Genomic DNA, 23,295 nt, shown 5'->3' with positions numbered 1-23,295 from the left:
AATGGAGCTTTAAAAATTTACTTAGTTTTTTTCTGTTTGTTAATCTCGTCTTGTAGCTGTCTACTTATTTTTTGTTCACGCTCTAATGCCCTTCTTCTGTGATCTTCGTATTCAACTTCTAATTCAGATAAGTTTTGTTTGGCTTCTTGAGTCAGTATATTACTATTTCTAAATTTATAAATAAATAAACCAAGGGTAAGAAACAATGCGCCTATAATAGTCCATAGTACAAAATTATATGTTCCCTTGGAAACTGGTAAGCCAAGAAAAGACATACTATCTTTTTCTTCGGTAACCAGACCCAAATTAGTGGTGGTCTCCTCCAATTTTTTATTTAAAGATGTAATTGTAGTTTCATGTTCTGCAATTGTAGCCTTTAACTCACCCGTTTTTTTATTCATGGCGGCAATAGAGTCAAGAACATTTTTTCTAATCTTAAATAAATTAGATTCTTTTACCACTTCATATCTAACACCATCTGCTCTATAGTTTCCTGATCGCTTGGCTATATAATCGAATTGATTACTGATCGGTCCTTCATCTAATGATAACTTATCTTCCTCTTCTTCGGCATTTTGTGCAAATTGTACATTACTAGCTAATAATAAGGCTAGTAATAATAGTATTCTATAGAAATTCATGTAATAGATTCTTAGGTTAATTTGAATAATTTAGAGTTGACTAAAGTACTTTATAAATATTGAATTATGAAAAAAATATAAAGCTTAAACATTCTTTATTTACCTACGTTCTTAATTAACAAATAGATCTTTTCTTTTTAAAAATTAATAATAGGTAAAACGTCTTACTTTGGCAATGTATTTGGCTAAACGAATTACTTGATGAGAATAACCATACTCATTGTCATACCATATATATAATATAACACTCTTTCCTGTACCGGAAACTATTGTAGCCATGCTATCGTAAATAGATGGGGCAGAGGTTCCTATAATATCGGAAGAAACCAATTCTTTATCAAGTGAGTATTTTATTTGTTCAACTAAATCTCCTTCTAATGCATATTTCTTGATCATGGAGTTTACACCTTCTAGTGATGTTTTTTGATTAATTTCCAAATTAAGAATAGCTAGTGATCCGTTGGGTACAGGAACTCTAATGGCATTAGAGGTAAGTTTGCCTTCCAAAGAAGGTAAGGCTTTTGTTACTGCTTTGCCTGCACCGGTTTCAGTAATAACCATGTTGAGTGCCGCAGCACGGCCCCTTCTGTATTTACCATGCATATTGTCTACCAAATTTTGATCATTGGTATAGGCATGTATGGTTTCTAAATGTCCTTTCTCAATACCAAAAGTTTCTTCTATTGCCTTTAAAATAGGAGTTATGGCGTTTGTGGTACATGATGCTGCAGAAAATATATCTGTGTCATCAGGTGAATATTCTAAATGGTTTACACCATGTACTATATTGGCAACTTCTTTGCCTGGAGCGGTTAATAAAACTTTGGCGGCTCCGTTGGCTTGTAAATGCCTTTCTAATTGTTCTTTAGTTCTAAAAGCTCCTGTATTGTCTATCACCAAAGCTTCGTTTATACCGTACTCCGTATAGTCGATTTCTTCTGGCATATTGGCATATATTACATGTACAGTTGTGCCATTGATGATCAATTTTAGGTTTGAGTAGTCTACTTTTACGGTGCCATTAAAAATACCGTGTACAGAATCTGTTCTAAGTAGGCTGGCTCTTTTTTCAAGATTTTCAATACTAGGCTTGCCTCTTACTACAATAGCTCTAAGTCTTAATTGGTTGCCTTTTCCTGTTTTGGACATAAGCTCTCTTGCAACTAATCTACCTATTCTTCCAAAACCATATAGTACTACATCTTTAGGTTCTATACTTTTGAAGTCTTGAGCAGATTGTAATTTATCTATTACAAAAGATTTTACATTGTTAAGAATGTTGGTGTCAGAATGGTATTCATAGGTTAATTTACCAATATCTAACTTAGAAGGTGGCAACGCCATGTCTGAAATTGACCTTAGTATTTCTACAGAATCAAAAATAGAAATGGGTTTTTGTACAAATTCACCAGCATACTCATGCAAGTGCATTATATCGCTTACATTTTTGTCAATAACCTGATTTTTAAAAAGGACAATTTCAATGGATTTGTCATACCATAGATCACTTACGATTTTGATAAATTCCGTTGTAGCTTTTCTACGATCCGCTTGAAATGCCAGCTCTTTTTCAAAAGTGGTTTGTGGAGCCATAATTAGTTGATTAATTTTATAATTCGCACAAAACTAGAAAAATTAAGCACTTTAAATAAATATTTTTCAAAAAAAAGCCTTCGTTTTTGCGAAGGCTGTATTTTATTGGGTTTTGTTATTGAAATATGAGACGGTCTCTTTGGCCATTGGATCCTAACATGGTAATCACGGTTTTTCCATATTTTGAAATGCCGCCAAATGCTGTATATGCATCGTCAATATTTCCTATTTCTTGATCATCGATTTTGACGATTACTTTTTCTGATAGGCCGTAACCTCTGTAACGTTCCGGTACTCCAATAATTTTTACACCCGTTTTGGTTTTGTATACCTTCTTATCTTGTTCCGTTAGGTTTTTAACTTCTAAGCCCATCTCCGGAACCACTAAGGTTTGTCTCTCCTTTAGGGTTAATGGTAATATTAGCTGCTCGTCTTTTCTGTCTATTACAATTTCTAAAGTGTCACCTGGTCTTTTTGTAGATAAGTATCCTGTTAGATCAGGGTATTTGTGCACATCGATTTCATCAACTTTTTTGATGATATCACCGACTACGATTCCGGCCTCCTGCGCTGCAGATTCTTCTTCGATAAATTCAATGTACACTCCATCAATATTGTTTATGCCTTTTTCTATAGCATCTCTTGTGTTTACAGGTGCAGGTCTAATGCCCATAAATCCCTTTTGAACATTACCGTATTCTAAAATATCCTGAATTACCTTTTTTGCAATATTGCTGGGTACCGCAAATGAATAACCTACATAAGATCCGGTTTGCGAGGTTATTGCTGTATTGATACCTACGAGGTCTCCATTAGTGTTTACCAATGCGCCACCTGAGTTTCCGGGGTTTACGGCGGCATCTGTCTGAATGAAAGATTGGTTTTTTCCAAGGTTTCTAGCTTTTGCACTGACAATACCCGCTGTAACGGTAGAAGTCAGGTTAAAAGGATTTCCAACAGCCAATACCCATTCGCCAATTTTGGTTTGATCGGAATCACCAAATGCCAAGTATGGTAATTTTTCATTTGGGTCTATTTTTATAAGGGCAATATCAGAATTTGGATCCGTGCCTATCAACTCGGCATTGTATGTTCTGTTATTGTTCAAAGTAACCTGTAGTTGATTTGCTCTACTGATTACATGATTATTGGTGACAATATATCCATCAGAAGAAATTATTACTCCAGATCCCGTACCTACTTGCGGTACTACTTTTCCACTGGTACCGTAAAAAAAGTCGAATATATTGGTAGGGGCCTTATTAATGGTAATGTTCTTTACGTGGACAACGGCATTCACGGTATTCTCGGCGGCATTAGTGAAATCAACCTCATTGATGCCCGCACCTCTAGCGGAAGTAGGTGTATAACTTGCGTTTACTATTCCGTTATTATTATCTTGGGTAATAATGGTAAAATTTTCCTTTTCGAAAAATAGTTTATAAGCACCCAATGTAATCGCACCTGCAAAAACGGATACAAATAGGAGACTAGCTATTCTTTTCATATTCATTAATATTTTAACGTATTCTACACAAAATTACTTGATTTTATGCTATTATATAAGCGTTTAACTACTTTTTAACTACACTTTAAAAAGTAATAATGTACTATCTTTGGAGCTTTGTTAAAGCATGGAAAATACATTTTATAAATATCAAGGTACAGGTAATGATTTTGTAATGGTAGATAATCGTAATGGACAGTTTCCAAAAGACGATTATCCATTGATTGCAAAAATCTGTAATAGACGATTTGGCGTAGGTGCAGACGGTTTAATTTTATTGGAAAATGATGCCGAAACCGATTTTAGAATGGTTTATTTCAATGCGGATGGCAAAGAAGGGAGTATGTGTGGTAATGGTGGTAGATGTATTGTTGCTTTTGCACATTTTTTAAAGGTTATTGAAAAGGAAACTGTATTTATAGCGGTTGATGGTTTACATGAAGCTACAATAACAGATGATGTAGTAAGTCTTAAAATGTTGGACGTTAAGGAAATAAAGAAAAAAACCAATGCTCTTTTTATGGATACGGGATCACCGCACCATGTACAATTGGTCAATGGGTTAAAATCGTTTAATGTTGTAAAAGAAGGTGCACGCATGCGCTATGGTGTGTATGGTGAAAAGGGCAGTAATATTAATTTTGTTGAAAAGAATGATGAAGGTGGTTTTGATATTAGGACATATGAACGTGGGGTAGAGGATGAAACCTTGTCTTGTGGAACTGGAGTAACTGCGGTGGCTCTTGGAATGTATCACCTTGGGAATACAAAAGAGAATACGATCGGTATCAAAGCCCTTGGTGGTAATTTGGAAGTTTCATTCAAAGAACAGAACGGTTCTTATTCGGATATTTACCTAAAAGGGGAGGCTAAACAGGTTTTTAAAGGTGAACTAACGTGGTAACATTGAAAGGAAAACAGATTTATCTAAGGGCTTTGGAAAAAAAAGACCTTGATTTTCTGTATCTATTGGAGAATGATACCAGCGTATGGGAAGTTAGTGGAACGGTAACTCCGTATTCAAAAGACGTACTTAGATTTTATTTGGAGAATGCGCATAGGGATATCTTTGATGTTAAACAGTTACGTTTGGTCATTTGTACACATGAGTATAACACATTGGGGTTGATAGATGTCTTTGATTTTGAGCCAAATCACAAAAGAGCTGGTATTGGTATTGTGATATTGAACCAGGCAGAAAGAAATAAGGGGATTGGGGCAGAAGCAATTACCTTACTTACGGAGTATTTGTTCGAAGCCTTAGGATTACGACAGGTATATGCTAATATATTAGAAGATAATTTGGCTAGCCTTCATTTGTTCCACAAGTTAGGATTTCAACAAGTTGGGGTCAAGAAAGATTGGGTGCGCTTTAAAAATACCTTTAAGAACGAAATATTATTACAAAAAATAAATAATTGATGTATATCAAACGTATTTTATTGGGTGTGGTGCTCATAGGGTTGATAGGTGGTGGAATTTTTGCCTTTATGGTTTATGGTACATTTTTTACCCCAAATACCAGCTTTAATAATGATGAGGCCATTGTATTTGTACCGACCGATGCTACTTTGATGGATTTGGAAGAGCGTCTTTCTCCTGTTTTAGAAGACTTTAGTTCATTTGAATCTGCGGCCGATCGAAAAGGTTACTTGGGTAATATAAAGGCCGGTCGATATAAGATAAAGAAGGGTATGAATAATAATGAGATTGTAAACTCATTAAGAAGTGGCAATTTGCCTGTAAAGGTATCTTTCAATAATCAAGAAAATATTAATGATTTGGCAGGAAGAATTGCAGGGCAAATTGAGGCTGATAGCGTTTCTTTAGTTTTGGCATTTAACGATAAAGAGTTTTTAAAGGCGAACGGATTTGATGATGCCAATAAAATATCATTGTACATTCCTAATAGCTATGAATTTTTCTGGAATACATCGGCTGAAGGGTTTAGGAGTAGAATGTTAAAGGAGTATAATAGATTTTGGACGGATACACGTAAGGATAAAGCTAAAGCACTTGGCTTGAAACCGAATGAAGTTATTGCTTTGGCATCCATAGTACATAAGGAAACAGCAAAAGTTGATGAGCGTCCTACGGTTGCCGGGGTGTATTTGAATAGGTTGAGAAAAAGGATGTTGCTTCAGGCTGATCCTACCGTTATATATGCGATAAAGAAAGAAACGGGTAACTTTGATACCATTATTAAAAGGGTCTTGTATAAGGATTTGGAAATGGATTCACCTTATAATACCTATAAGTATGCAGGATTGCCGCCAGGGCCAATTGCAATGCCGGATATAACGGCGATTGATGCGGTTTTAAATCCTAAAAAACACAATTATTACTATTTTGTAGCCAATGTTGAAAAGTTCGGTTATCATATGTTTGCAGAGAATTTAACGCAACACAACCGAAATAAAGAGCAGTACATCCGATGGATTAACGCTCAGAAAATCAACAGGTAAGCTTTCATCCGAATTTTAGAACTTGTTAACTAATTCTGTATTCTTTTAACAGAACCTTCTAAAACTCTTAAAATTTCAGACCTACCTTTGCCTCAGAAATTTAAGCAGGCAAATAGTAGTCGCCATAAGTCTTAAGAAACTATATGTATGAGAAGATGGATATTAGCAAGTTGTCCTCTAATTGTTACGTTTATAATTTCTGGTTATGGGTTTAAACCCTTTAAGGTAGATGTGCCTAATCAGTTAAAAGTAAACAAGCCAGAGCTGGTTTCTTTTCCGGAAGATGAAGCTCTATTGTCAAATTATCAAATAGCTCCCCCTTTTCTTGGTCGCCAATTTATAGGTTTCAAAGAAGCTTTAGCTTTTAAGGAGTCTCAAGGAAACTATTTTGTAACCAATACTTTTGGTTACTTAGGTAAGTATCAATTTGGGTTGGGCACTTTAGAGTTGGTCGGTGTTTACAATGGAAATGAATTCTTGAATAATCCTGAATTACAGGAAAAAGTTTTTCATGTTAACACGTCACGTAACAAGTGGATTTTAAGAAGGGATATTAAACGCTATGTAGGTGTTCGCATGAACGGTGTTGAAATTACCGAGTCGGGTATTTTGGCAGCAGCGCACCTTGCAGGACCGGGTAATGTGAAATTATATTTAAGGTCTCATGGTCGTATGGAAATCACCGACGGTTACGGTACAAGTATTTCTAATTATATGAAAAAGTTTGCGGGTTATGATGTCTCAATGATCGAAGCAAAACGCAACCCAAGAATCTAAGAATTTAAGTAGATATGAGAATGTGAAACCTTGGCACTAGTTTGTCAAGGTTTTTTTTATGCTTGGATTATAAATATAGCCGGTCTTTTGTGTAGATCTACATTTTCCTTTTTCCAGTTAATTGCTGTTTTGGTCTTAATGTATTCGGTAGGTAATGTAATATCGGCAGCAACACAAATACTTGTGCTTGGTGCAAGGGTTTTGATCAACTCTTCAAGCATTTTATTGTTTCTGTAAGGTGTTTCTATAAATACTTGAGATTGATTTTCTTCTTTTGATCTACGCTCTAAGTTTTTAATATATTTTTTTCGGTCAGAACTGTCAATAGGGAGGTACCCGTTGAATGCAAAATTTTGACCGTTCATGCCACTTGCCATTAAAGCTAATAAAATGGAAGAGGGACCTACTAATGGAATAACTTGAATGTTTTTGCTGTGGGCTATTTTTACCACGGCGGCACCAGGATCGGCTATACCTGGGCAACCAGCTTCGGAAAGTATGCCTACATCGTTACCTTCCAAGCAAGGGTTTAGAAAAGTGGGAATTTCTTCTGGTTCAGTGAACTTGTTAAGAACAAAAAGTTTTAAGCCAGGTTGGGATTTTCTGGGACTTATTTTTTTTATAAAATGTCGAGCGGTTTTTTCGTTCTCTACCACATAATGATCAAGTCTCTCTATGGTTTGTTTTATAGAAATGGGTAATACTTCTAACGGTGGCATATCGCCTAGCGTAGAAGGAATCAAATAAACTTTTCCAATTTTACCGTTTTGTGTGCTCATTTATTAATGGTCTAATCTGGCTGCAATTATATTACAAGCTTTATCTATCATTTGAAAAACGGTTTCAAATCCGTCGTCTGCATCATAATAGGGGTCTGGCACTTCTTGGTCCGTGGGGTCAATTTCATTCAACAAAAGCTTTACCTTTTCTGCATCTGCTCTATTTCTGGCCATACCAATTATATTGCCATAATTGCTTTTGTCCATGGCATATATCACATCAAAAGTGTCAAAATCAGATACCAAAAATTTTCTACAGATTTGTGAGCTAATGTCGATGTTATGGTTTTGTGCTACTTTTATAGATCTTGGGTCAGGTGTATTTCCAATATGGTAACCTGCTGTACCTGCTGAGTCTACGTGTACTTTTGTTGTGTCAACTTTACTTTTAAGAATACCCTCTGCCAATGGAGACCTGCAAATATTACCTAGGCAAACCATCAACACCTTCATTTAGTATAGAATTTAAGAGAATTTCTTAGTTAGGTCATCAATATACTTGCGAAACTGCTTGTCTGTTTCGGCTAAGTTATCCACTGTTTTGCATGCATGAAGTACCGTAGCGTGATCACGCTTTCCAATTTGTGAACCAATACTTGCCAATGAGGCTTTAGTGAACTTCTTGGCAAAGAACATGGCTAATTGTCTAGCTTGTACAATATGTCTCTTTCTTGTTTTGGACTGTAATGTTGCAACATCCATCTCAAAGTAATCGGAAACAACTTTTTGTATGTAGTCAATAGAAACTTCACGTTTAGTGTTCTTTACGAATTTTTCAACTACTTGTTGTGCAAGCTCAATAGTGACCTCTCTTTTGTTTAGGGTTGACTGTGCAATAAGTGAAATTATGGCGCCTTCAAGTTCTCTAATATTGGTTTTAATATGTTTAGCAACATATTCAATAATATCTTCTGGTATCTCTACACCATCTCTATATAACTTGTTTTTTAAGATAGAGATTCTTGTTTCGTAATCCGGACTTTGCAATTCTGCGGATAACCCCCATTTAAATCGAGATAACAATCGTTGCTCAATATCCTGCATATCTACAGGAGCTTTGTCAGATGTAAGAATTACTTGTTTTCCGTTTTGATGTAAGTGATTGAAAATATGGAAGAAAACATCTTGCGTACCAGACTTACCTGATAAGAATTGTACATCATCAATAATCAGAACATCTATTAACTGGTAGAAATGTATAAAATCATTTCTAGTGTTTTTCTTTACGGATTCAATATACTGTTGGGTAAATTTTTCTGCAGAAATATAAAGCACTGTACGCTCAGGGTACTTGTCTTTTATTTCAACACCAATGGCGTGTGCCAAGTGTGTTTTTCCTAATCCGACACCACCAAAAACCAATAACGGGTTGAAAGATGTACCTCCCGGTTTGTTGGCTACGGCCATACCGGCAGAACGTGCCAAACGGTTAGAATCTCCTTCAAGGAAATTATCAAAATTATAATTAGGATTTAATTGAGATTCTATCTTTATGTTTCTAATCCCTGGAATAACAAACGGATTGCGTAGTTCAGGGTTTTTAGATTTAATGGGTACATCCATTTCCTGGGCGGCCATTGCACCTCTATTTGAACTAGGAATTTTTTCTGTAAAAGGCTCTTTGTTGCCATACGTATTTTCCATACGTATGATATATACTAATTTCGCAGTCTCTCCTAATTCTTTAGTTAATGCAACCTTTAGCAGTTTAACGTAATGCTCTTCTAGCCACTCGTAAAAGAATTTACTTGGTACTTGAATGCTTAAGGCATTTTCTGTAAGCTTTATAGGTTTAATGGGTTCAAACCATGTTTTGAATGCCTGCGGTTGGATATTATCCTTAATAAACACCAAACAGTTTTTCCATACGGAATTAGCAGTAACATTCATAATAATCTATACTCTTTTAATGGTTAGCTTTTAGCTAAAAGAGATTGAATTTTTTCAATCTAAGTTCTCGTTCAACTTGGGCAAATATGTGAACAAATTATTTAAAAAAAAAATTGATTGTCATTGATTTTGACCTTTTTTTTTCTCATGTTCGTTTACCGCTTAGGGGAGCTTTTAAATATATACTTTTTACTTGAAATAAATGCGAACAAACGAAATTTCTTTTAGAATAAGATACAGTGAGACGGATCAAATGGGAGTTGTCTATCATGGAAACTATGCTCAGTATTTAGAATTAGCAAGAGTTGAATGGTTAAGGTTGTTAGGAATTTCTTACAAAAGTATGGAGGAGGGCGGAATTATGCTTCCGGTGATTAGTTTGTCCATTAAATATTTGAAATCTGCGAAGTATGATGATTTGGTAACCGTAAAGGTAATTTTGACGAAAAAACCTGCGGTTAGAATTGAATTTGATTATGAAATGACAAATGAAGCGGGAGAATTATTGGCGACCGCAAATACGGTTTTGGTATTTATGGATATGAAAAGAAATAGACCCACTAAATGTCCGCAGATATTATTGGACAAATTGGAATATTAAAGATTAGACGTTTGCCTTGATTTCTAATTTGTGATGTGCTTTAAAAAGTTTCATTGTTTTTTTTAAATCACTTTTATTTACAGCTAAAATCATTTTGCATTTCAAATGCAAATCTTGTGATACAATGGTTAGTTGGTGTTTTTTGACCAAACGCATTACGATGTCCATTTCTGAATATTCAAAAGTAACGGTTAGTTCTTCTTGTAATACTTTGGTGATTATTGCCGCATTTTCCAATGCTAGCTTTGCAGTTTCCTTGTAAGCACTGATCAATCCACCGACACCTAGTTTGGTGCCGCCAAATATTCGTACCACTGCAACTAGAATGTTGGTTACATCAAAAGATTGTATTTGCCCATAAATTGGCATACCGGCAGAATTGTTGGGTTCTCCATCGTCATTGGCACGATAAGACTTGGATTCAACACCCATTTGCCATGCGTAGCACACATGGTTGGCGGTTGGGTATTCTTTTCTTAATGCCTCTATGTGTTCTTTAATACTGTCTTCATCGGAAACCGGAAAGCAATATCCATAAAATTTACTTTTTCGCTCTTTGAACAATAGGGGGGTAGAAGGTTTTGAAATGGTTTTATAGGTGTCCATATACGTAGTGCCAAGTAGAATTTAAAGGTACATCATTATTTTAGGGCCAAAAGCCACCAGAATAATACTGAAAATTGCCAAACCTATACCAAACCAGTTTTTAATGCTTAATCTTTCTTTAAACAATAGTATGCCTAAAAGGGTGGAGAACATTACAATGGCCACATTGTTAATAGTAAACACAGATGCACTGTTCCAAGTTGGGTGCTGTAAGGCTTTTAATAAGAAATATATGGAGAAGTAATTGGGGACACCTAAACAAATTCCACCAATAATATTTTTGAAATTTATTTTTAATCGTTGTTGGGTGGATTTATATGCGATAAAAAATAAGCCGAATATCCCTGCAGATGCAAATACCGTTGCGGAGAACAGTGCGTATTCTTCTTCGGGCATATGTGCATCTTGAAAGTATTTTATGCTTGTGTCTATTATGCCTGATCCTAGAAAAACTAAGACCGGTAGGGCAAATGCCCATTTTTCAGCTTTTATTTTGTTTTCCTTTAAAGAAGTGAAGTAAACGGCCAACAATGCGAGAATTATTCCTAAAATTTCTAATATGCTTAAAACTTCCCTGTAGAAGAATACTCCAAACAATACCGGAATGGTGAGTGACATTTTAGTGGCAACAGAAGCTACGGATACACCTAGCTTTTGTGAAGTGGCTGCCATTAAATTAAATATTAGTATGAATAATAGACCAAGAAGTAGACTTCCCCAAAACCAGCTCTTTTGTGGTATGTCATATACATTGATCGGTTCTTTATAATATAGTAAGCCGACAATGCAAGCAATGAAGTAGTTAGTGATAATGGCATAAATTGTTTGTACCCGATACTTGGCATATAATTTAAAAACCACAAAGATTAAGCTGGAGAAAAGAATACTGAGCGCTAAATACATTTATACTATGCGGCTTAAAGTTTCTAAAACATCTTCTTTTCCTACTTGAAGATTCCAACACTGTATTCCTAGTTTAGATGCGCTATCTGTATTTTCTTTGGTATCATCAATGAAAAAAGTTTCTGATGCGTTCAAATTATTATCGCTAAGCACCTTTTCATATATATTGGCATTAGGTTTTCGCATTTTCATTTCTTGTGATAGGTAGAACACCTCAAAACAATTTTTAAACCTTAAAAACCGCTCCATTCCCATAGACTCCTTAACCTTGTCAATGTGAAGATCGTTAGTATTGCTCAACAAGAACAGTCGGTATTGATTGTCGGCTTTCAACTTTTCAATAAACTTTAGGCGTTCTTCCGGAAAGTCCAGTATAATGGAATTCCAGGCATCTGTAATCTGTGTTTTAGAAGCGTTGGTGAAAATGCCTTGCAGTTTTTCAACAAACACGTTAGACGTTATTAAGCCCATTTCATATGACTTGAAAATGGCATCTAAATCCGAAGTCATTTCGGTAAATCCAAATTTTGCCATTTCTATTAACGGCGCTTGTTTGTCTAGATTGATAAATATATCACCAAAATCGAAAATTATATTTTTAATCATTTCTAAGTAAGGTTAGTTGGTCGGTCAAAATTTCCATTTGTTTTATTATTCGTCCTGTGGGTTTTGGAGCTTTTATTCCTTTTTGAAATTCGGCTGCTCCTCTGAAGATTCGAGCTTCGTCCCATAAGTCAGCATCAATAAAACTTTGTAGTGTTTGTGATCCGCCTTCAATAATGACACTTTGTAGCTGCTCTTCAAACATCAGATTACATAATTGCTGCGGTAATTGAGATTCAAAATTCAAAATTTTATAGCTAACCCCTTTAATGTACTTTGTGGTATCTACTATTTGTGTACATACTATCGTTTTTTGTTGTCCATCTAAAACATGAAAATCTTTAGAAATCCTTAGATTTCTATCAAGAACAATTCGTGTAGGTGCTTTTCCTGTCCACTGTCTAATATTCAATTGTGGGTTGTCAGCTAACACAGTGTTGGTGCCCACTAGTATACCTGGTTCTTCACTACGCCATTTATGTACCAATTGCCGAGATTTGGTGTTTGTAATCCAATAAGGTTTCTTTTCTTCTTCTCTTATTAAAGGCTCTGGTGCAATAAATCCGTCAGATGTTTCCGCCCATTTTAAAATAACGTAGGGTCTCTTTTTGGTAAAAAAAGTTAAGAATCGTTTATGGTGTTCCGTGCATTCTTGTTCTAAAACACCAACATTTACTTCGCAACCCGCCGCTTTCAATTTTTTTATACCATTACCGGCTACTTTTTCATGAGGGTCCTTTAACCCAATGACAACCTTAGGTATTTCCATTTTTACGATTAAATCCGCACAAGGTGGAGTTTTGCCATAATGAGAGCAAGGTTCTAAGGTTACATAAATAGTAGAATTTTTGAGTAGCGTACTGTCTTTTACCGAGTTTATAGCATTCACCTCGGCATGTGAACCACCATAAGCACTGGTAAAGCCTTCACCAATAATTGTGTCATTATACACAATTACTGCACCTACCATGGGGTTGGGCGCTGTAGTACCCAATCCGTTTTTTGCAATTTCAATACACCGTTGCATATATTTCTCATCTGCAGAAAGTGCGTTTGATTGAGATGGTATTGAATTTGTAGAATCAAGATTATTAATGGACATCAAACTTTACCTTTATACGCATATCACGTATCTTCACACCTCAAAAATAGTACTTTAAAACCTATTGCATAGTTCATATGGAAAATGTCGTGATACGTGAAATTAAAAAGGAAGATAACCCGCAAGTTGCTAGGGTAATACGGCAGGTATTGGAAGATTTGGGAGTGCCAAAAGTGGGCACGGCCTATGAAGACCCTTCATTGGATAACATGTATGAGCATTATAATAAGCCCAAGGCCACTTATTTTGTGATCGAAGAAAATGGTTCAATTTTAGGCTGTGCCGGTATTGCACAACTAGATAATTACAATGGTAATATTTGTGAGCTTCAGAAAATGTACTTTTTGCAAGAAGCCAGAGGCAAAGGGTCGGGTCATAAAATGATCAATGTATGTTTGGATAAAGCCAAGGAATACGGTTTTGATGCCTGTTATTTGGAGACAATGCCCTATATGGAAGCTGCCCAAAAATTGTATAAGAAAATGGGCTTTGAATATATAGATGCCCGTATGGGGGATACCGGTCATTATTCATGTCCTGTATTTATGCTTAAAACGTTGTAATTGTGCTGTTAAAAGAGGTAAAAAATATTTTTCATGCAGAATTAGACGCTATCTATGGTAAAGATGAAGTAAACAGCTTTTTCTATCTACTTATTGAGCACTATTTTGAATTAGAACGTTTTGTATTGGCGTTACAACCTAATCTTAATATAGAAAAAGAACAAGAGACTATCTTGTTTAAGGCGTTGTCCGAATTGAAGTTACATAAACCTATTCAGCATATTACAGGTACGGCATATTTTATGGATTTGGACTTTACTGTAAATGAACACGTATTAATACCTAGACCAGAAACCGAAGAATTGGTACGTTGGGTGTTGGATGATGTCAAAGAAGTAAAACATTCCTTAAATATCTTAGATATGGGTACAGGTAGTGGTTGTATTCCTATTTCGTTAGATAAAAATCTGTTGGATGCTAAAGTGTACGCTTTAGATGTTTCGCCCCAAGCCTTAGTGGTTGCTGAAGAAAACAATAGAACGCTTGGTGCAAATGTTACGTTTGTTAAGGCGGATATGTTGTCCTTACATTCTAAAACCTCAGCAAAAGAATTAGATCAAAAATTTGATATTATTATTTCCAATCCGCCATATGTACGCGAATTGGAAAAAGCAGAAATGCAAAATAATGTAATAGACCATGAGCCAAGTTTGGCACTTTTTGTTCCAGATGAAGACCCGTTAAAGTTTTACAAGGCAGTAGTAAATTTTGCATCTGAACACTTGAATAAAAATGGTTGTCTGTATTTGGAGATCAATCAGTATTTAGGAGAAGAAACCAAGCAAATATTACAAAAATCTAATTTTAAGACTATCGAGTTAAGACCAGATATGTTTGGTAATGACCGTATGATAAAAGGAATAAGAAAATGAAAAGTATTGTAGTGTTTTGCGGTAGTAGTGAAGGTATTGTTTCTGATTATGGAATAAAAGCATATGAACTGGGAGAGACTTTTGCAAAGAAAGATATACAACTTGTATATGGAGGAGCCAAAATTGGCATTATGGGTAAAGTTGCCGAAGGTGTTTTAAATAATAAAGGAAAGGTAATAGGGGTAATTCCTGTATTTTTAAAGAAAAAAGAGGTAGTTCACGAGGAGTTAACGGAATTGATAGTCACCCAAAATATGCATGAACGCAAATTGAAAATGCATGAACTATCTGACGGGATTTTAATGCTCCCTGGAGGATTTGGTACTTTAGAAGAGTTTTTTGAAATGTTGACTTGGTCGCAGCTTGGGTTGCATCAATACCCTATAGGAATTTTGAATACCAATGGTTTTTACGATTCCCTATTACAAATGATGCATGACATGGTCCAGAACGGATTTGTTAAAAAAGAACATTTAAATACTATTTTGGTAGATGATACTATAGAAACCCTATTGCATAAAATGGAAAACTATATACCATTGCCTACACCAAAATGGATCAATAAAGAACAGCTTTAATAATTATGAAGGCAAAGATTGAAGAACTAAGAAAAGAGTTGCGAGAGCATAATCACAATTATTATGTGTTGGATAACCCGACCATTTCAGATTATGAATTCGATATGAAATTGAAAGAATTACAGGATTTGGAAGCTAAACATCCTGAATTTTATGATGCCAGTTCGCCATCATTACGTGTAGGTGGTATGATCACCAAGAATTTTGCAACCGTAGTTCATGAGCATAGAATGTACTCTTTAGACAATTCATACTCTAAAGAAGATTTAGAGGATTGGGAGAAACGTATTCAGCGTAATTTGGGAGACGTGCCTGTTGAATTTACTTGTGAGTTAAAATATGATGGCGCATCTATCAGTATAACTTATGAACAAGGTAAACTGGTAAGAGCGGTTACCCGTGGTGACGGAATTCAAGGAGATGATGTTACCAATAATATAAAAACCATTAAATCGGTTCCGCTCCAGTTAAAAGGAGATTATCCTGATAAGTTTGATATACGAGGAGAAATAGTATTACCGTTCGACGGATTTCAGAAAATGAACGAAGAACGCATTGCCAATGGAGAAGAGCCGTATATGAATCCGCGAAATACGGCATCGGGCAGTTTAAAACTTCAAGATAGCAGTGTTGTTGCACAGAGACCATTAGATTGTTTGCTGTACAGTATTGTAGGTAGAAACCTGAATATTGACTCTCAATTTCATATGTTGGAGAAAGCACGAGAATGGGGCTTTAAAGTACCAACTGTTGCCAAACTTTGTAAAATTACAGATGAGGTAATGGCATTTGTTGAGGAGTGGGATGTAAAACGCCATGAGTTGCCTTATGAAACCGATGGTGTGGTCATTAAAGTAAATAGTCTACAATACCAAGAAGAGCTCGGTTTTACCTCAAAAGCCCCGCGATGGGCAATGGCGTATAAATTTAAGGCAGAACAGGTTTTTACCACTTTAAATGAAATTACCTATCAAGTAGGACGTACTGGAGCGATAACCCCGGTAGCCAATCTAGAACCGGTTTTATTGGCAGGTACTACGGTAAAAAGAGCATCGTTACATAATGCCGACCAAATAGAAAAATTGGATATTAGGGTAGGCGATACCGTATTTGTAGAAAAAGGCGGAGAAATTATCCCCAAGATTATAGCGGTAGATCTTTCGAAAAGACCAGCAGATTCAAAACCAACGGAATATATTCATGAATGTCCAGAATGTGGTACCGAGCTTACTCGTACAGCGGGTGATGCGAAACATTATTGCCCAAATGAATATGGTTGTCCGCCACAAATAACCGGTAGAATTCAGCATTTCATTTCTAGAAAGGCGATGGATATTGAAGGTTTGGGTGGCGAGACGGTAGAATTACTGTTTAAAGAAGGGTTGATAGACGATTATGCCGATTTATATAAACTCACCAAAGAAGATGTTTTGCCCTTAGAACGAATGGCGGAGAAATCTGCCGAGAATTTAGTAAACGGAGTAGCGGAATCTGTAAAAGTACCTTTTGAACGTGTGTTGTTTGCTTTAGGTATTCGTTTTGTAGGCGAGACCGTGGCTAAGAAGTTGGCAAAAGCATATAAAAACATAGATGCTTTAAAAGAAGCGACGCTAGAGCATTTAACTTCTGTAGATGAGATAGGGGAGCGCATAGCGCAAAGTGTCATTGATTTTTTTGCGAACGAGAAGAATATAGATGCCATAGAAAGATTGCGAAGCTTTGGCGTACAATTATCAATATCTGAAGAAAAGTTACAAAACCAGACCGATACCTTGGCGGGTAATACCTTTGTAGTTTCCGGGGTATTTGAGATTTTAAGTAGAGATGAGCTTAAAAAGAAAATAGAGGATAATGGTGGTAAAGTTGGGTCATCTATATCTTCTAAAACTAGTTATTTGGTTGCGGGAGATAAAATGGGACCTAGTAAGCTTGCAAAGGCAGAAAAACTGGGTATACCCATTATCAGTGAGCAAGATTTTATAAACATGTTAGCATAGATCATTATGGATATTTTTACAATAATTTCAGTACTTGTTTTTCTTTCGGCAATTTTTGGATATATAAATGCCCGCTTTTTAAAACTACCCAATAGTATTGGCTTAATGTTGATTACAATTGTGTTTACTTTAGCTGTATTTGCCATAGGCTATATAGACGATACGTTAATAAACGCAGAGCGTTACATTATTACACAGATAGATTTCAAGTCTGTTCTGCTAGATATAATGTTGAGTTTCTTGTTATTTGCAGGGGCGCTGCATACCAATTTTGAACAGCTGAAAGTACAACGTTGGCCTATACTGGTGTTCTCTACATTAGGTGTTTTGGTGTCTACCTTTTTAGTAGGGACCAGTATGTATTATTTGTTGCAGTTGTTGGGTATGCAGATCAATTTCATTTACTTTTTGTTATTTGGATCTCTTATATCACCAACAGATCCTATTGCCGTTTTGGGAATTTTAAAAAAGGCTGGTGCACCAAAAAAGTTGGAAACCAAAATTGTGGGAGAATCATTGTTCAATGACGGAGTAGGGGTCGTTGTATTCTTAACGATATTTCAACTGGCATCTGCAACCGAGGTAGCTGTATCTCCATTAGATATTATAGAACTATTTGGGGTTGAGGTAATTGGCGGGTTGGGATTGGGTCTGGCTCTAGGTTGGGGAACGTATAAGTTAATGCGATCTATTGACGATTATGATATAGAGGTGATCATTACATTGGCAACGGTAATGGTAGGTACATTGATAGCACAGAAATTCCATTTATCGGCACCTTTGGCAATGGTAGCTGCAGGTTTGGTGGTTGGTAATGACACCGTTCGTAATTCTGCCATGTCAGAGACCACGGAGACCTATGTAGATAAATTTTGGGAGCTTTTGGATATTCTGTTGAATACCTTGTTATTTGTATTGATAGGGATGGAAATGCTGGTACTGACATTTAAAACAGAATATATTATTGCAGGTTTATTGGCAATTCCGCTAGTATTGCTTTGTCGCTATCTTTCATTAATGCTTCCTATTAAATTCTTTGAAGAGAAGTTGGATTTTGTACCAAGGACCAATTTGGTCATGACATGGGGAGGATTACGCGGTGGTATATCTATAGCATTGGCATTAGGTCTTTCAGATGACATGCATAGAGACGCTTTTTTAGTGATAACCTACATAGTTGTGGTGTTCTCGATAATAGGGCAAGGCTTAACCGTTGAAAAATTGATTAAAAGCGTAGTGAAATGATACCTAAGACCTATCTTGAATTTGAAAAAAGTTTGGAATTTACCAATGTGCCAAAAGACTGGTCAAACGGACTAAAAGCTGCTTGGTACGATGCCAAAGGCGATTGGGAAGCTTCTCATAATATTGCCCAAGATATGCACAATGAACTTGGTAGTTGGTTGCATGCCTATTTGCACAGAAAAGAAGGTGATAGATTTAATGCGGGATACTGGTATAGATTAGCGAATAAAGAATATCCCACAATTACCTTGGACGAAGAGTTAAAGATAATTGTGGAATCAATTATTATGAGTTAAGTACTAATTTGTTTTCTCCAGTTCTATTGCATGTGTTACTTCACCACTTCCTCTAGAGTCTTTAGCTTTTACTTTGAAAACGGCATTGCCATTAAAGTCTGAATTAAATCTTATAGTAGCAATAGATTTAGAAGTAGAACCGGTTGCACTTTCTTCGATATTAATAATTTCCATACTCCCAGACTCAATAGTCCATGTGAAAAGAGCAACTCGAGCGTTATATTCTGCGGCGAACGTTATGGTTTCGTTTGGCAAGGCATAGTCTGCACCATTCAAACAAACCTTAACTCCTGTAGGTGAAAAGTCTCCTAAATCACATGAGGTAACACTTTTTGGATTTAAGCTTGCATCATCATTGTTATCATTTGAACATGAAAATTGAAATGAAGTTATGACGATTAGAAATAATAGTTTAATCGACTTTTTTATTGGTGCAGTTTTAAATTGGTTATAGTAGGAAATAATAACTCTAAAATAGGAAAAATAGCACATAGAATTATCTGTTTAACATTTTTCATATGTTATAATTCCTTTGTAGTTGTAGTTGAAAATTTCCATTTTGGTCTATCATTTTAGAAAATCGGCAAAGTTCCTTGAACGAAGATGCAAGAACTTTGCAGTATGAAAAAAATATCAAACTTCGGAATATTTACACTGCTGTTCGTTAGTAGTTTAACGATAATGGTAGGTACGGTGATAGCACCTTCATTATCAGGAATAATGCAACATAAAGACCTAAGCTTTTCACCAAGCTGGTTAATTACCTTACCATCATTGGGTGTTGTGGTTTTTGCCCCGATTATAGGACGTACCTTGAATAAACTGGGAGCATTAAAACTGTTGTATTTTGGTTTAGTGCCTTATGCGTTTTTAGGAGTTATTGGCGCGTTTATAGATAATGATTATGTTTTAATTGTTGATCGGTTTTTATTGGGTGGGGCAACGGTTGCAGTTCAGGTTTCCGTAACAGCTTACATTGCAGAAAAATTTAGCGGTGAACATCGAATGAAAATGATAGCTTGGCAAGGAATGGCAATTGAGTTAGGCGGTGTCGTTTTCTTGGCAATTGGGGGTGTTCTGGGTGAACTAAATTGGCAGTATCCTTTCTATATCTATCTGGTTGCATTGATCTGTTTAATATTAGTTTTAAAGGCATTGCCCAAGGTAAATAAACATGTAGTTGATGAATCATTAAAAACGATAGTAACCAAAAAAGATAAACAAGGAGTCAAAGTAATATTTATTGCGGCTCTTTTAGCAATGATGTTGTTTTTTATAGGATTTGTAACCCTACCATTATATTTGCCATCTGCTTTTAATTTTAGTGAGTCGGAAACCGGCTATTTAATGTCCTTTATATCGCTGATTGCCATTATTACTGCGAGCCAAATGCCTAAAATGGTAAAATGGTTTGGAGACGGAAGAACGGTAGCGCTTGGTTTCTTATTCTTTATGGTAGGTTATTTGGTTCTGGCAATTACCATGAGTATACCGTTTTTAGGGTTAACAGCACTATTTATAGGAATTGGTTTTGGGTTTACGATCCCATTATTAAATCACATGATGATAGAGGTGAGCAATGCTCAAAATCAAGGTAAAAACTTAGGGTTGTTTTCAATGGGCGTTTTTGGAGGTCAATTTCTATCTACGTTTGTGGAATATATTTCTAACAACTACATGGCAATTTACGGGGTTTCAGCGGTATTTGCATTGTGTATAGGTGTTGTTATATTTTTTAGTTTTAGAAAATTGAGAAAAGATTAGGGTTACTTGAATTCTTGTTACTTTTATAGACTTCTATGAAAGTTTATGAATTTGAATACCTGGAAAACTAAAATTAAGATTGATTTAAATTTCGATACAAAGACGGTGTTGTTATCAGGTAATTCTATGGGTATTTACTTTGAGTTTTATTCGGTAAATAACATTATTGTACATTTTAAGCCATTAAATGAATTATTTAAAAATAGTGTTTACAACGGTAATAGCGGTGTGCTTTTAAATTTTGAGCGCGATTTAATAGATGAAGATGATGTAGAGTACGCATTAGATGTTATGTCGCTTTTCAATAAATATCCTCAATTAAATATCAGATCTGAAAAAGAAGTAGCTCAGGTAAAGAAGTTGATTGAGATGTTGAAAGATGAGTATTTTGGAGAGAACGTATCTTACATTATGCTTAAAACATTATTGAAAGTACTCTTGTTACATTTAATTCGGTTTCAGAACAATGAATTGTTGCCACAAGACATTCATCAAAAAAGAGTGTTTCAGTTTTTAGAATTGATGGAAATTAATTTTTTGAATGAAACCAATGCAGAATATTATGCAAATCAATTAGGGATAAGTACAAAGCGATTAAATCAGGTGCTTCAAGAAAAGTTGAACCTTACCGCAAAACAAGTGATACAGCAAAGACGAATAACAGAGGCAAAACGCAAACTTATAAGAAGCGAAATCACTACAAAGGAATTGGCTTTTGACCTAGGGTTCGAGTCTATAAGCAGTTTTTCCCGCTTTTTTAAAAAGAATGTAGGTGTGAGTCCAACCGCTTTCAAGGCTCAGCAAAATTCTTAAAATTTAAATTTGGAGCAAAAAAAATCGGAATTACTTAGTAATTCCGATTCTTATAATGCTATAAAAGCAACTAGATCATTTTAAAATCCAGAAGAATTTCTCCTTCTATGGAAGCCTGTAAATGGTCTCCTTTAAAAGTTTCACCTGCACCAACAGCTGGCGTTCCGGTAAAAATCATGTCGCCCGGATTTAAGGTCATAAAAGTAGAAACAAAACTGATGATTTCGGCAAAGTTATAAATGATGTAACCGGTGTTGCCAACTTGCTTCTTTTCACCATTGATGACCAAATCAAAGTTAATATTATCCAATTCGGGAAAATCGGAAATAGGTTTAAAACCAGAAATAGGTGAGGCACCGTCAAAACCTTTGGCCAAAGCCCATGGACCTTTCTTTTCTCTGCTGGCAGTAAGTACATCCTTTGCAGTATAGTCTATTCCAATACCTATTTCAGAAATGTATGAGTTTGCTTCCTCTACAGAAACGTTTTTTGCGGTTTTACCGATTTTCACGACCAATTCTACCTCATAGATCAATTGATTGGTAATCGCAGGGAATTCAACATCCTTGCTATCCATTACCAATGATGAATCTGGTTTGGTGAATATTAGTTGTACATCATTTTTTAAATCATCAATTTCAGATTTATCTAAAACATAGTTTTTGCCAATGCCTATAATTTTCATTACTGTGGTGTTAGTGTATTATTAATTTTGAAGTGAAATTAAACAATCTGGCGAGTAATATTTATTGTTTTAATTGAAATCACAATAACATCATTTTTTGTTTATGATATAGCATTGATTGTTTTAAGCGCCGATATGGTAACTTCTTTTCTAATAGCATTAAATTCTTGTATATCGATTGTGGCACTCTTTGGATCTAGATTAGTAGCAAAGAAATAAACATCGTTGCCTACTTCTATATACCCAACGAACCAGCCATTATAATGATTGTTGGCAATAGATAATCCGGTTTTTCCGCTAAGTGTATAAGCGCTATTTTCATCAATGAGCAAAATGGTCTTTACGATTTTTGTAGTTCTCTTGGATATTGGAAGCTTATTGGTATAAAATCGTTTTAAGAAATCTATTTGTTGCATTTGATTTATTCTAGATTCGCCTTCTAACCAAAAATCGGTAATGTTGGAATCATCAATTTTTCAATTGCCATATTGCAATTTATTTACATACTGGTTCATTTGTTGAGATCCAATTTTTGACGCCACTGACTGATAACAAGGAACGCAAGAAAACTGAAATGCATCACGTAAAACTAAATCTTGCTCCCAGAGATCTAACCACTTTTGTTCTCCATCCCATTTAAATATTGTTGAATCGCTTTCAATAACTCCCGTTTCCAATCCAATAATAGTATTTGTGATTTTAAAGGTTGATGCTGGCAGTTTACCTTGTAATGCCCAATCAAAATTATTGGAATAGTAGGTGTCTTTAGTGAGGTTGTAAATTACAATAGAACCGTTAGCATCTGCCTTATAAATGATAGTTTGAATTTGAGACTTTTTAATTTTGTTTATATTCCTCACAACGGTTGCCTGTTTTTCAGCCTTCTTTTGTTGTTTACAAGAGGTAAAACAGATGAATAAAAATAAGAGTAAATGTAATTTCATAAGGTAAACGCTTGGATAGAACAACGATGATTAAATATAATTAATCGGTGTTTAATCATTTACGGAAAATA

25 protein-coding genes and 1 pseudogene are annotated in these 23,295 nt (G+C 35.4%); 13 read left to right on the top strand and 13 right to left on the bottom strand.

Annotation, left to right across the window (positions count from 1 at the left end):
- Positions 1 to 17: 17 nt before the first annotated feature.
- The 3 genes from CSC80_RS16145 to CSC80_RS16135 all read right to left on the bottom strand — a co-directional run bounded on the left by CSC80_RS16145 (position 18) and on the right by CSC80_RS16135 (position 3,741).
- On the bottom strand, positions 18 to 641 hold the full coding sequence (locus tag CSC80_RS16145; RefSeq protein WP_058102990.1) for a hypothetical protein: 624 nt from the start codon (positions 639 to 641) through the stop codon (positions 18 to 20).
- Between the two features lie 144 nt (positions 642 to 785).
- Complete coding sequence (locus CSC80_RS16140) at positions 786 to 2,234, bottom strand: glyceraldehyde-3-phosphate dehydrogenase (RefSeq protein WP_058102989.1); 1,449 nt, start codon at positions 2,232 to 2,234, stop codon at positions 786 to 788.
- A 115-nt stretch (positions 2,235 to 2,349) separates the two neighbouring features.
- On the bottom strand, positions 2,350 to 3,741 hold the full coding sequence (locus CSC80_RS16135) for a trypsin-like peptidase domain-containing protein (RefSeq protein ID WP_058104254.1): 1,392 nt from the start codon (positions 3,739 to 3,741) through the stop codon (positions 2,350 to 2,352).
- A 127-nt stretch (positions 3,742 to 3,868) separates the two neighbouring features.
- On the opposite strand from CSC80_RS16135, the gene dapF reads away from it, so the two are divergent.
- From dapF to CSC80_RS16115, 4 genes are all read left to right on the top strand, one after another.
- On the top strand, positions 3,869 to 4,645 hold the full coding sequence (dapF, locus tag CSC80_RS16130) for a diaminopimelate epimerase (RefSeq protein WP_099193056.1): 777 nt from the start codon (positions 3,869 to 3,871) through the stop codon (positions 4,643 to 4,645).
- Positions 4,639 to 5,163, top strand: coding sequence for a GNAT family protein (locus CSC80_RS16125; RefSeq protein WP_099193055.1), 525 nt, complete (start codon positions 4,639 to 4,641; stop codon positions 5,161 to 5,163). Before dapF ends, CSC80_RS16125 begins: the two co-directional genes overlap by 7 nt.
- Positions 5,163 to 6,206 (top strand): endolytic transglycosylase MltG, encoded by a 1,044-nt coding sequence (gene mltG, locus CSC80_RS16120; RefSeq protein ID WP_099193054.1) that lies wholly within the window; start codon positions 5,163 to 5,165, stop codon positions 6,204 to 6,206. The genes CSC80_RS16125 and mltG overlap by 1 nt, the downstream gene beginning before the upstream one ends.
- Positions 6,207 to 6,353: 147 nt before the next feature.
- On the top strand, positions 6,354 to 6,983 hold the full coding sequence (locus CSC80_RS16115; protein ID WP_058102985.1) for a hypothetical protein: 630 nt from the start codon (positions 6,354 to 6,356) through the stop codon (positions 6,981 to 6,983).
- A gap of 56 nt (positions 6,984 to 7,039) precedes the next feature.
- On the opposite strand, the gene CSC80_RS16110 is transcribed toward CSC80_RS16115, so the two are convergent.
- The 3 genes from CSC80_RS16110 to dnaA are packed head-to-tail and all read right to left on the bottom strand — an operon-like array spanning position 7,040 to position 9,652.
- Positions 7,040 to 7,762 (bottom strand): SAM-dependent methyltransferase, encoded by a 723-nt coding sequence (locus CSC80_RS16110; RefSeq protein ID WP_058102984.1) that lies wholly within the window; start codon positions 7,760 to 7,762, stop codon positions 7,040 to 7,042.
- A gap of 3 nt (positions 7,763 to 7,765) precedes the next feature.
- The gene (locus CSC80_RS16105) at positions 7,766 to 8,215 is read right to left on the bottom strand and encodes a low molecular weight protein-tyrosine-phosphatase (protein WP_099193053.1); all 450 of its coding nucleotides are present in this window, start codon (positions 8,213 to 8,215) and stop codon (positions 7,766 to 7,768) included.
- 12 nt (positions 8,216 to 8,227) lie between these two features.
- Positions 8,228 to 9,652 (bottom strand): chromosomal replication initiator protein DnaA, encoded by a 1,425-nt coding sequence (gene dnaA / locus CSC80_RS16100; protein WP_058102982.1) that lies wholly within the window; start codon positions 9,650 to 9,652, stop codon positions 8,228 to 8,230.
- A 202-nt stretch (positions 9,653 to 9,854) separates the two neighbouring features.
- Here dnaA and CSC80_RS16095 point away from each other — a divergent pair, with 202 nt between their 5' ends.
- On the top strand, positions 9,855 to 10,253 hold the full coding sequence (locus tag CSC80_RS16095; protein WP_099193052.1) for a thioesterase family protein: 399 nt from the start codon (positions 9,855 to 9,857) through the stop codon (positions 10,251 to 10,253).
- Positions 10,254 to 10,256: 3 nt separating this feature from the next.
- On the opposite strand, the gene CSC80_RS16090 is transcribed toward CSC80_RS16095, so the two are convergent.
- The 4 genes from CSC80_RS16090 to ribD are packed head-to-tail and all read right to left on the bottom strand — an operon-like array spanning position 10,257 to position 13,467.
- Positions 10,257 to 10,859: a YigZ family protein gene (locus CSC80_RS16090; RefSeq protein ID WP_099193051.1), complete on the bottom strand. Its 603-nt coding sequence runs from the start codon at positions 10,857 to 10,859 to the stop codon at positions 10,257 to 10,259.
- A gap of 21 nt (positions 10,860 to 10,880) precedes the next feature.
- Complete coding sequence (locus CSC80_RS16085; protein WP_099193050.1) at positions 10,881 to 11,762, bottom strand: GRP family sugar transporter; 882 nt, start codon at positions 11,760 to 11,762, stop codon at positions 10,881 to 10,883.
- A complete protein-coding gene (locus CSC80_RS16080) occupies positions 11,763 to 12,368 on the bottom strand; it encodes an HAD-IA family hydrolase (protein WP_099193049.1) in 606 nt (201 codons plus the stop codon).
- Positions 12,361 to 13,467 (bottom strand): bifunctional diaminohydroxyphosphoribosylaminopyrimidine deaminase/5-amino-6-(5-phosphoribosylamino)uracil reductase RibD, encoded by a 1,107-nt coding sequence (gene ribD / locus CSC80_RS16075; protein ID WP_236973419.1) that lies wholly within the window; start codon positions 13,465 to 13,467, stop codon positions 12,361 to 12,363. The genes CSC80_RS16080 and ribD overlap by 8 nt, the downstream gene beginning before the upstream one ends.
- A gap of 77 nt (positions 13,468 to 13,544) precedes the next feature.
- Here ribD and CSC80_RS16070 point away from each other — a divergent pair, with 77 nt between their 5' ends.
- The 6 genes from CSC80_RS16070 to CSC80_RS16045 are packed head-to-tail and all read left to right on the top strand — an operon-like array spanning position 13,545 to position 19,018.
- Positions 13,545 to 14,030 (top strand): GNAT family N-acetyltransferase, encoded by a 486-nt coding sequence (locus CSC80_RS16070; RefSeq protein WP_099193048.1) that lies wholly within the window; start codon positions 13,545 to 13,547, stop codon positions 14,028 to 14,030.
- 2 nt (positions 14,031 to 14,032) lie between these two features.
- A complete protein-coding gene (gene prmC, locus CSC80_RS16065) occupies positions 14,033 to 14,902 on the top strand; it encodes a peptide chain release factor N(5)-glutamine methyltransferase (protein ID WP_099193047.1) in 870 nt (289 codons plus the stop codon).
- Positions 14,899 to 15,480, top strand: a complete 582-nt coding sequence (locus CSC80_RS16060; protein ID WP_099193046.1) for a TIGR00730 family Rossman fold protein — start codon at positions 14,899 to 14,901, stop codon at positions 15,478 to 15,480. Before prmC ends, CSC80_RS16060 begins: the two co-directional genes overlap by 4 nt.
- The gene (gene ligA / locus CSC80_RS16055) at positions 15,480 to 17,477 is read left to right on the top strand and encodes an NAD-dependent DNA ligase LigA (protein WP_099193045.1); all 1,998 of its coding nucleotides are present in this window, start codon (positions 15,480 to 15,482) and stop codon (positions 17,475 to 17,477) included. The genes CSC80_RS16060 and ligA overlap by 1 nt, the downstream gene beginning before the upstream one ends.
- 6 nt (positions 17,478 to 17,483) lie before the next feature.
- Positions 17,484 to 18,722, top strand: a complete 1,239-nt coding sequence (locus tag CSC80_RS16050) for a sodium:proton antiporter (protein WP_099193044.1) — start codon at positions 17,484 to 17,486, stop codon at positions 18,720 to 18,722.
- Positions 18,719 to 19,018, top strand: a complete 300-nt coding sequence (locus CSC80_RS16045) for a hypothetical protein (RefSeq protein ID WP_091603701.1) — start codon at positions 18,719 to 18,721, stop codon at positions 19,016 to 19,018. Before CSC80_RS16050 ends, CSC80_RS16045 begins: the two co-directional genes overlap by 4 nt.
- 3 nt (positions 19,019 to 19,021) lie before the next feature.
- Here CSC80_RS16045 and CSC80_RS16040 read toward each other — a convergent pair whose 3' ends face one another.
- Positions 19,022 to 19,510, bottom strand: a complete 489-nt coding sequence (locus CSC80_RS16040) for a hypothetical protein (protein WP_099193043.1) — start codon at positions 19,508 to 19,510, stop codon at positions 19,022 to 19,024.
- Between the two features lie 129 nt (positions 19,511 to 19,639).
- On the opposite strand from CSC80_RS16040, the gene CSC80_RS16035 reads away from it, so the two are divergent.
- Both CSC80_RS16035 and CSC80_RS16030 read left to right on the top strand, forming a co-directional pair.
- Positions 19,640 to 20,782 carry an MFS transporter gene (locus tag CSC80_RS16035; RefSeq protein ID WP_099193042.1) on the top strand — a complete coding sequence of 381 codons (1,143 nt, stop codon included), beginning with the start codon at positions 19,640 to 19,642 and terminating at the stop codon, positions 20,780 to 20,782.
- A 45-nt stretch (positions 20,783 to 20,827) separates the two neighbouring features.
- On the top strand, positions 20,828 to 21,595 hold the full coding sequence (locus CSC80_RS16030; protein ID WP_099193041.1) for a helix-turn-helix domain-containing protein: 768 nt from the start codon (positions 20,828 to 20,830) through the stop codon (positions 21,593 to 21,595).
- Between the two features lie 70 nt (positions 21,596 to 21,665).
- Here CSC80_RS16030 and CSC80_RS16025 read toward each other — a convergent pair whose 3' ends face one another.
- Positions 21,666 to 22,280 (bottom strand): fumarylacetoacetate hydrolase family protein, encoded by a 615-nt coding sequence (locus tag CSC80_RS16025; RefSeq protein ID WP_099193040.1) that lies wholly within the window; start codon positions 22,278 to 22,280, stop codon positions 21,666 to 21,668.
- A 101-nt stretch (positions 22,281 to 22,381) separates the two neighbouring features.
- Positions 22,382 to 23,224: pseudogene (blaOXA, locus tag CSC80_RS16020) on the bottom strand (class D beta-lactamase).
- Between the last annotated feature and the right edge of the window lie 71 nt (positions 23,225 to 23,295).

Origin of the sequence: Maribacter sp. 6B07, from assembly GCF_002700155.1 — a bacterium.
Taxonomy (GTDB): domain Bacteria; phylum Bacteroidota; class Bacteroidia; order Flavobacteriales; family Flavobacteriaceae; genus Maribacter; species Maribacter dokdonensis.
The sequence above is the reverse complement of the archived record's forward strand: the minus strand, read 5'-3'. Positions and strand labels throughout refer to the sequence as shown.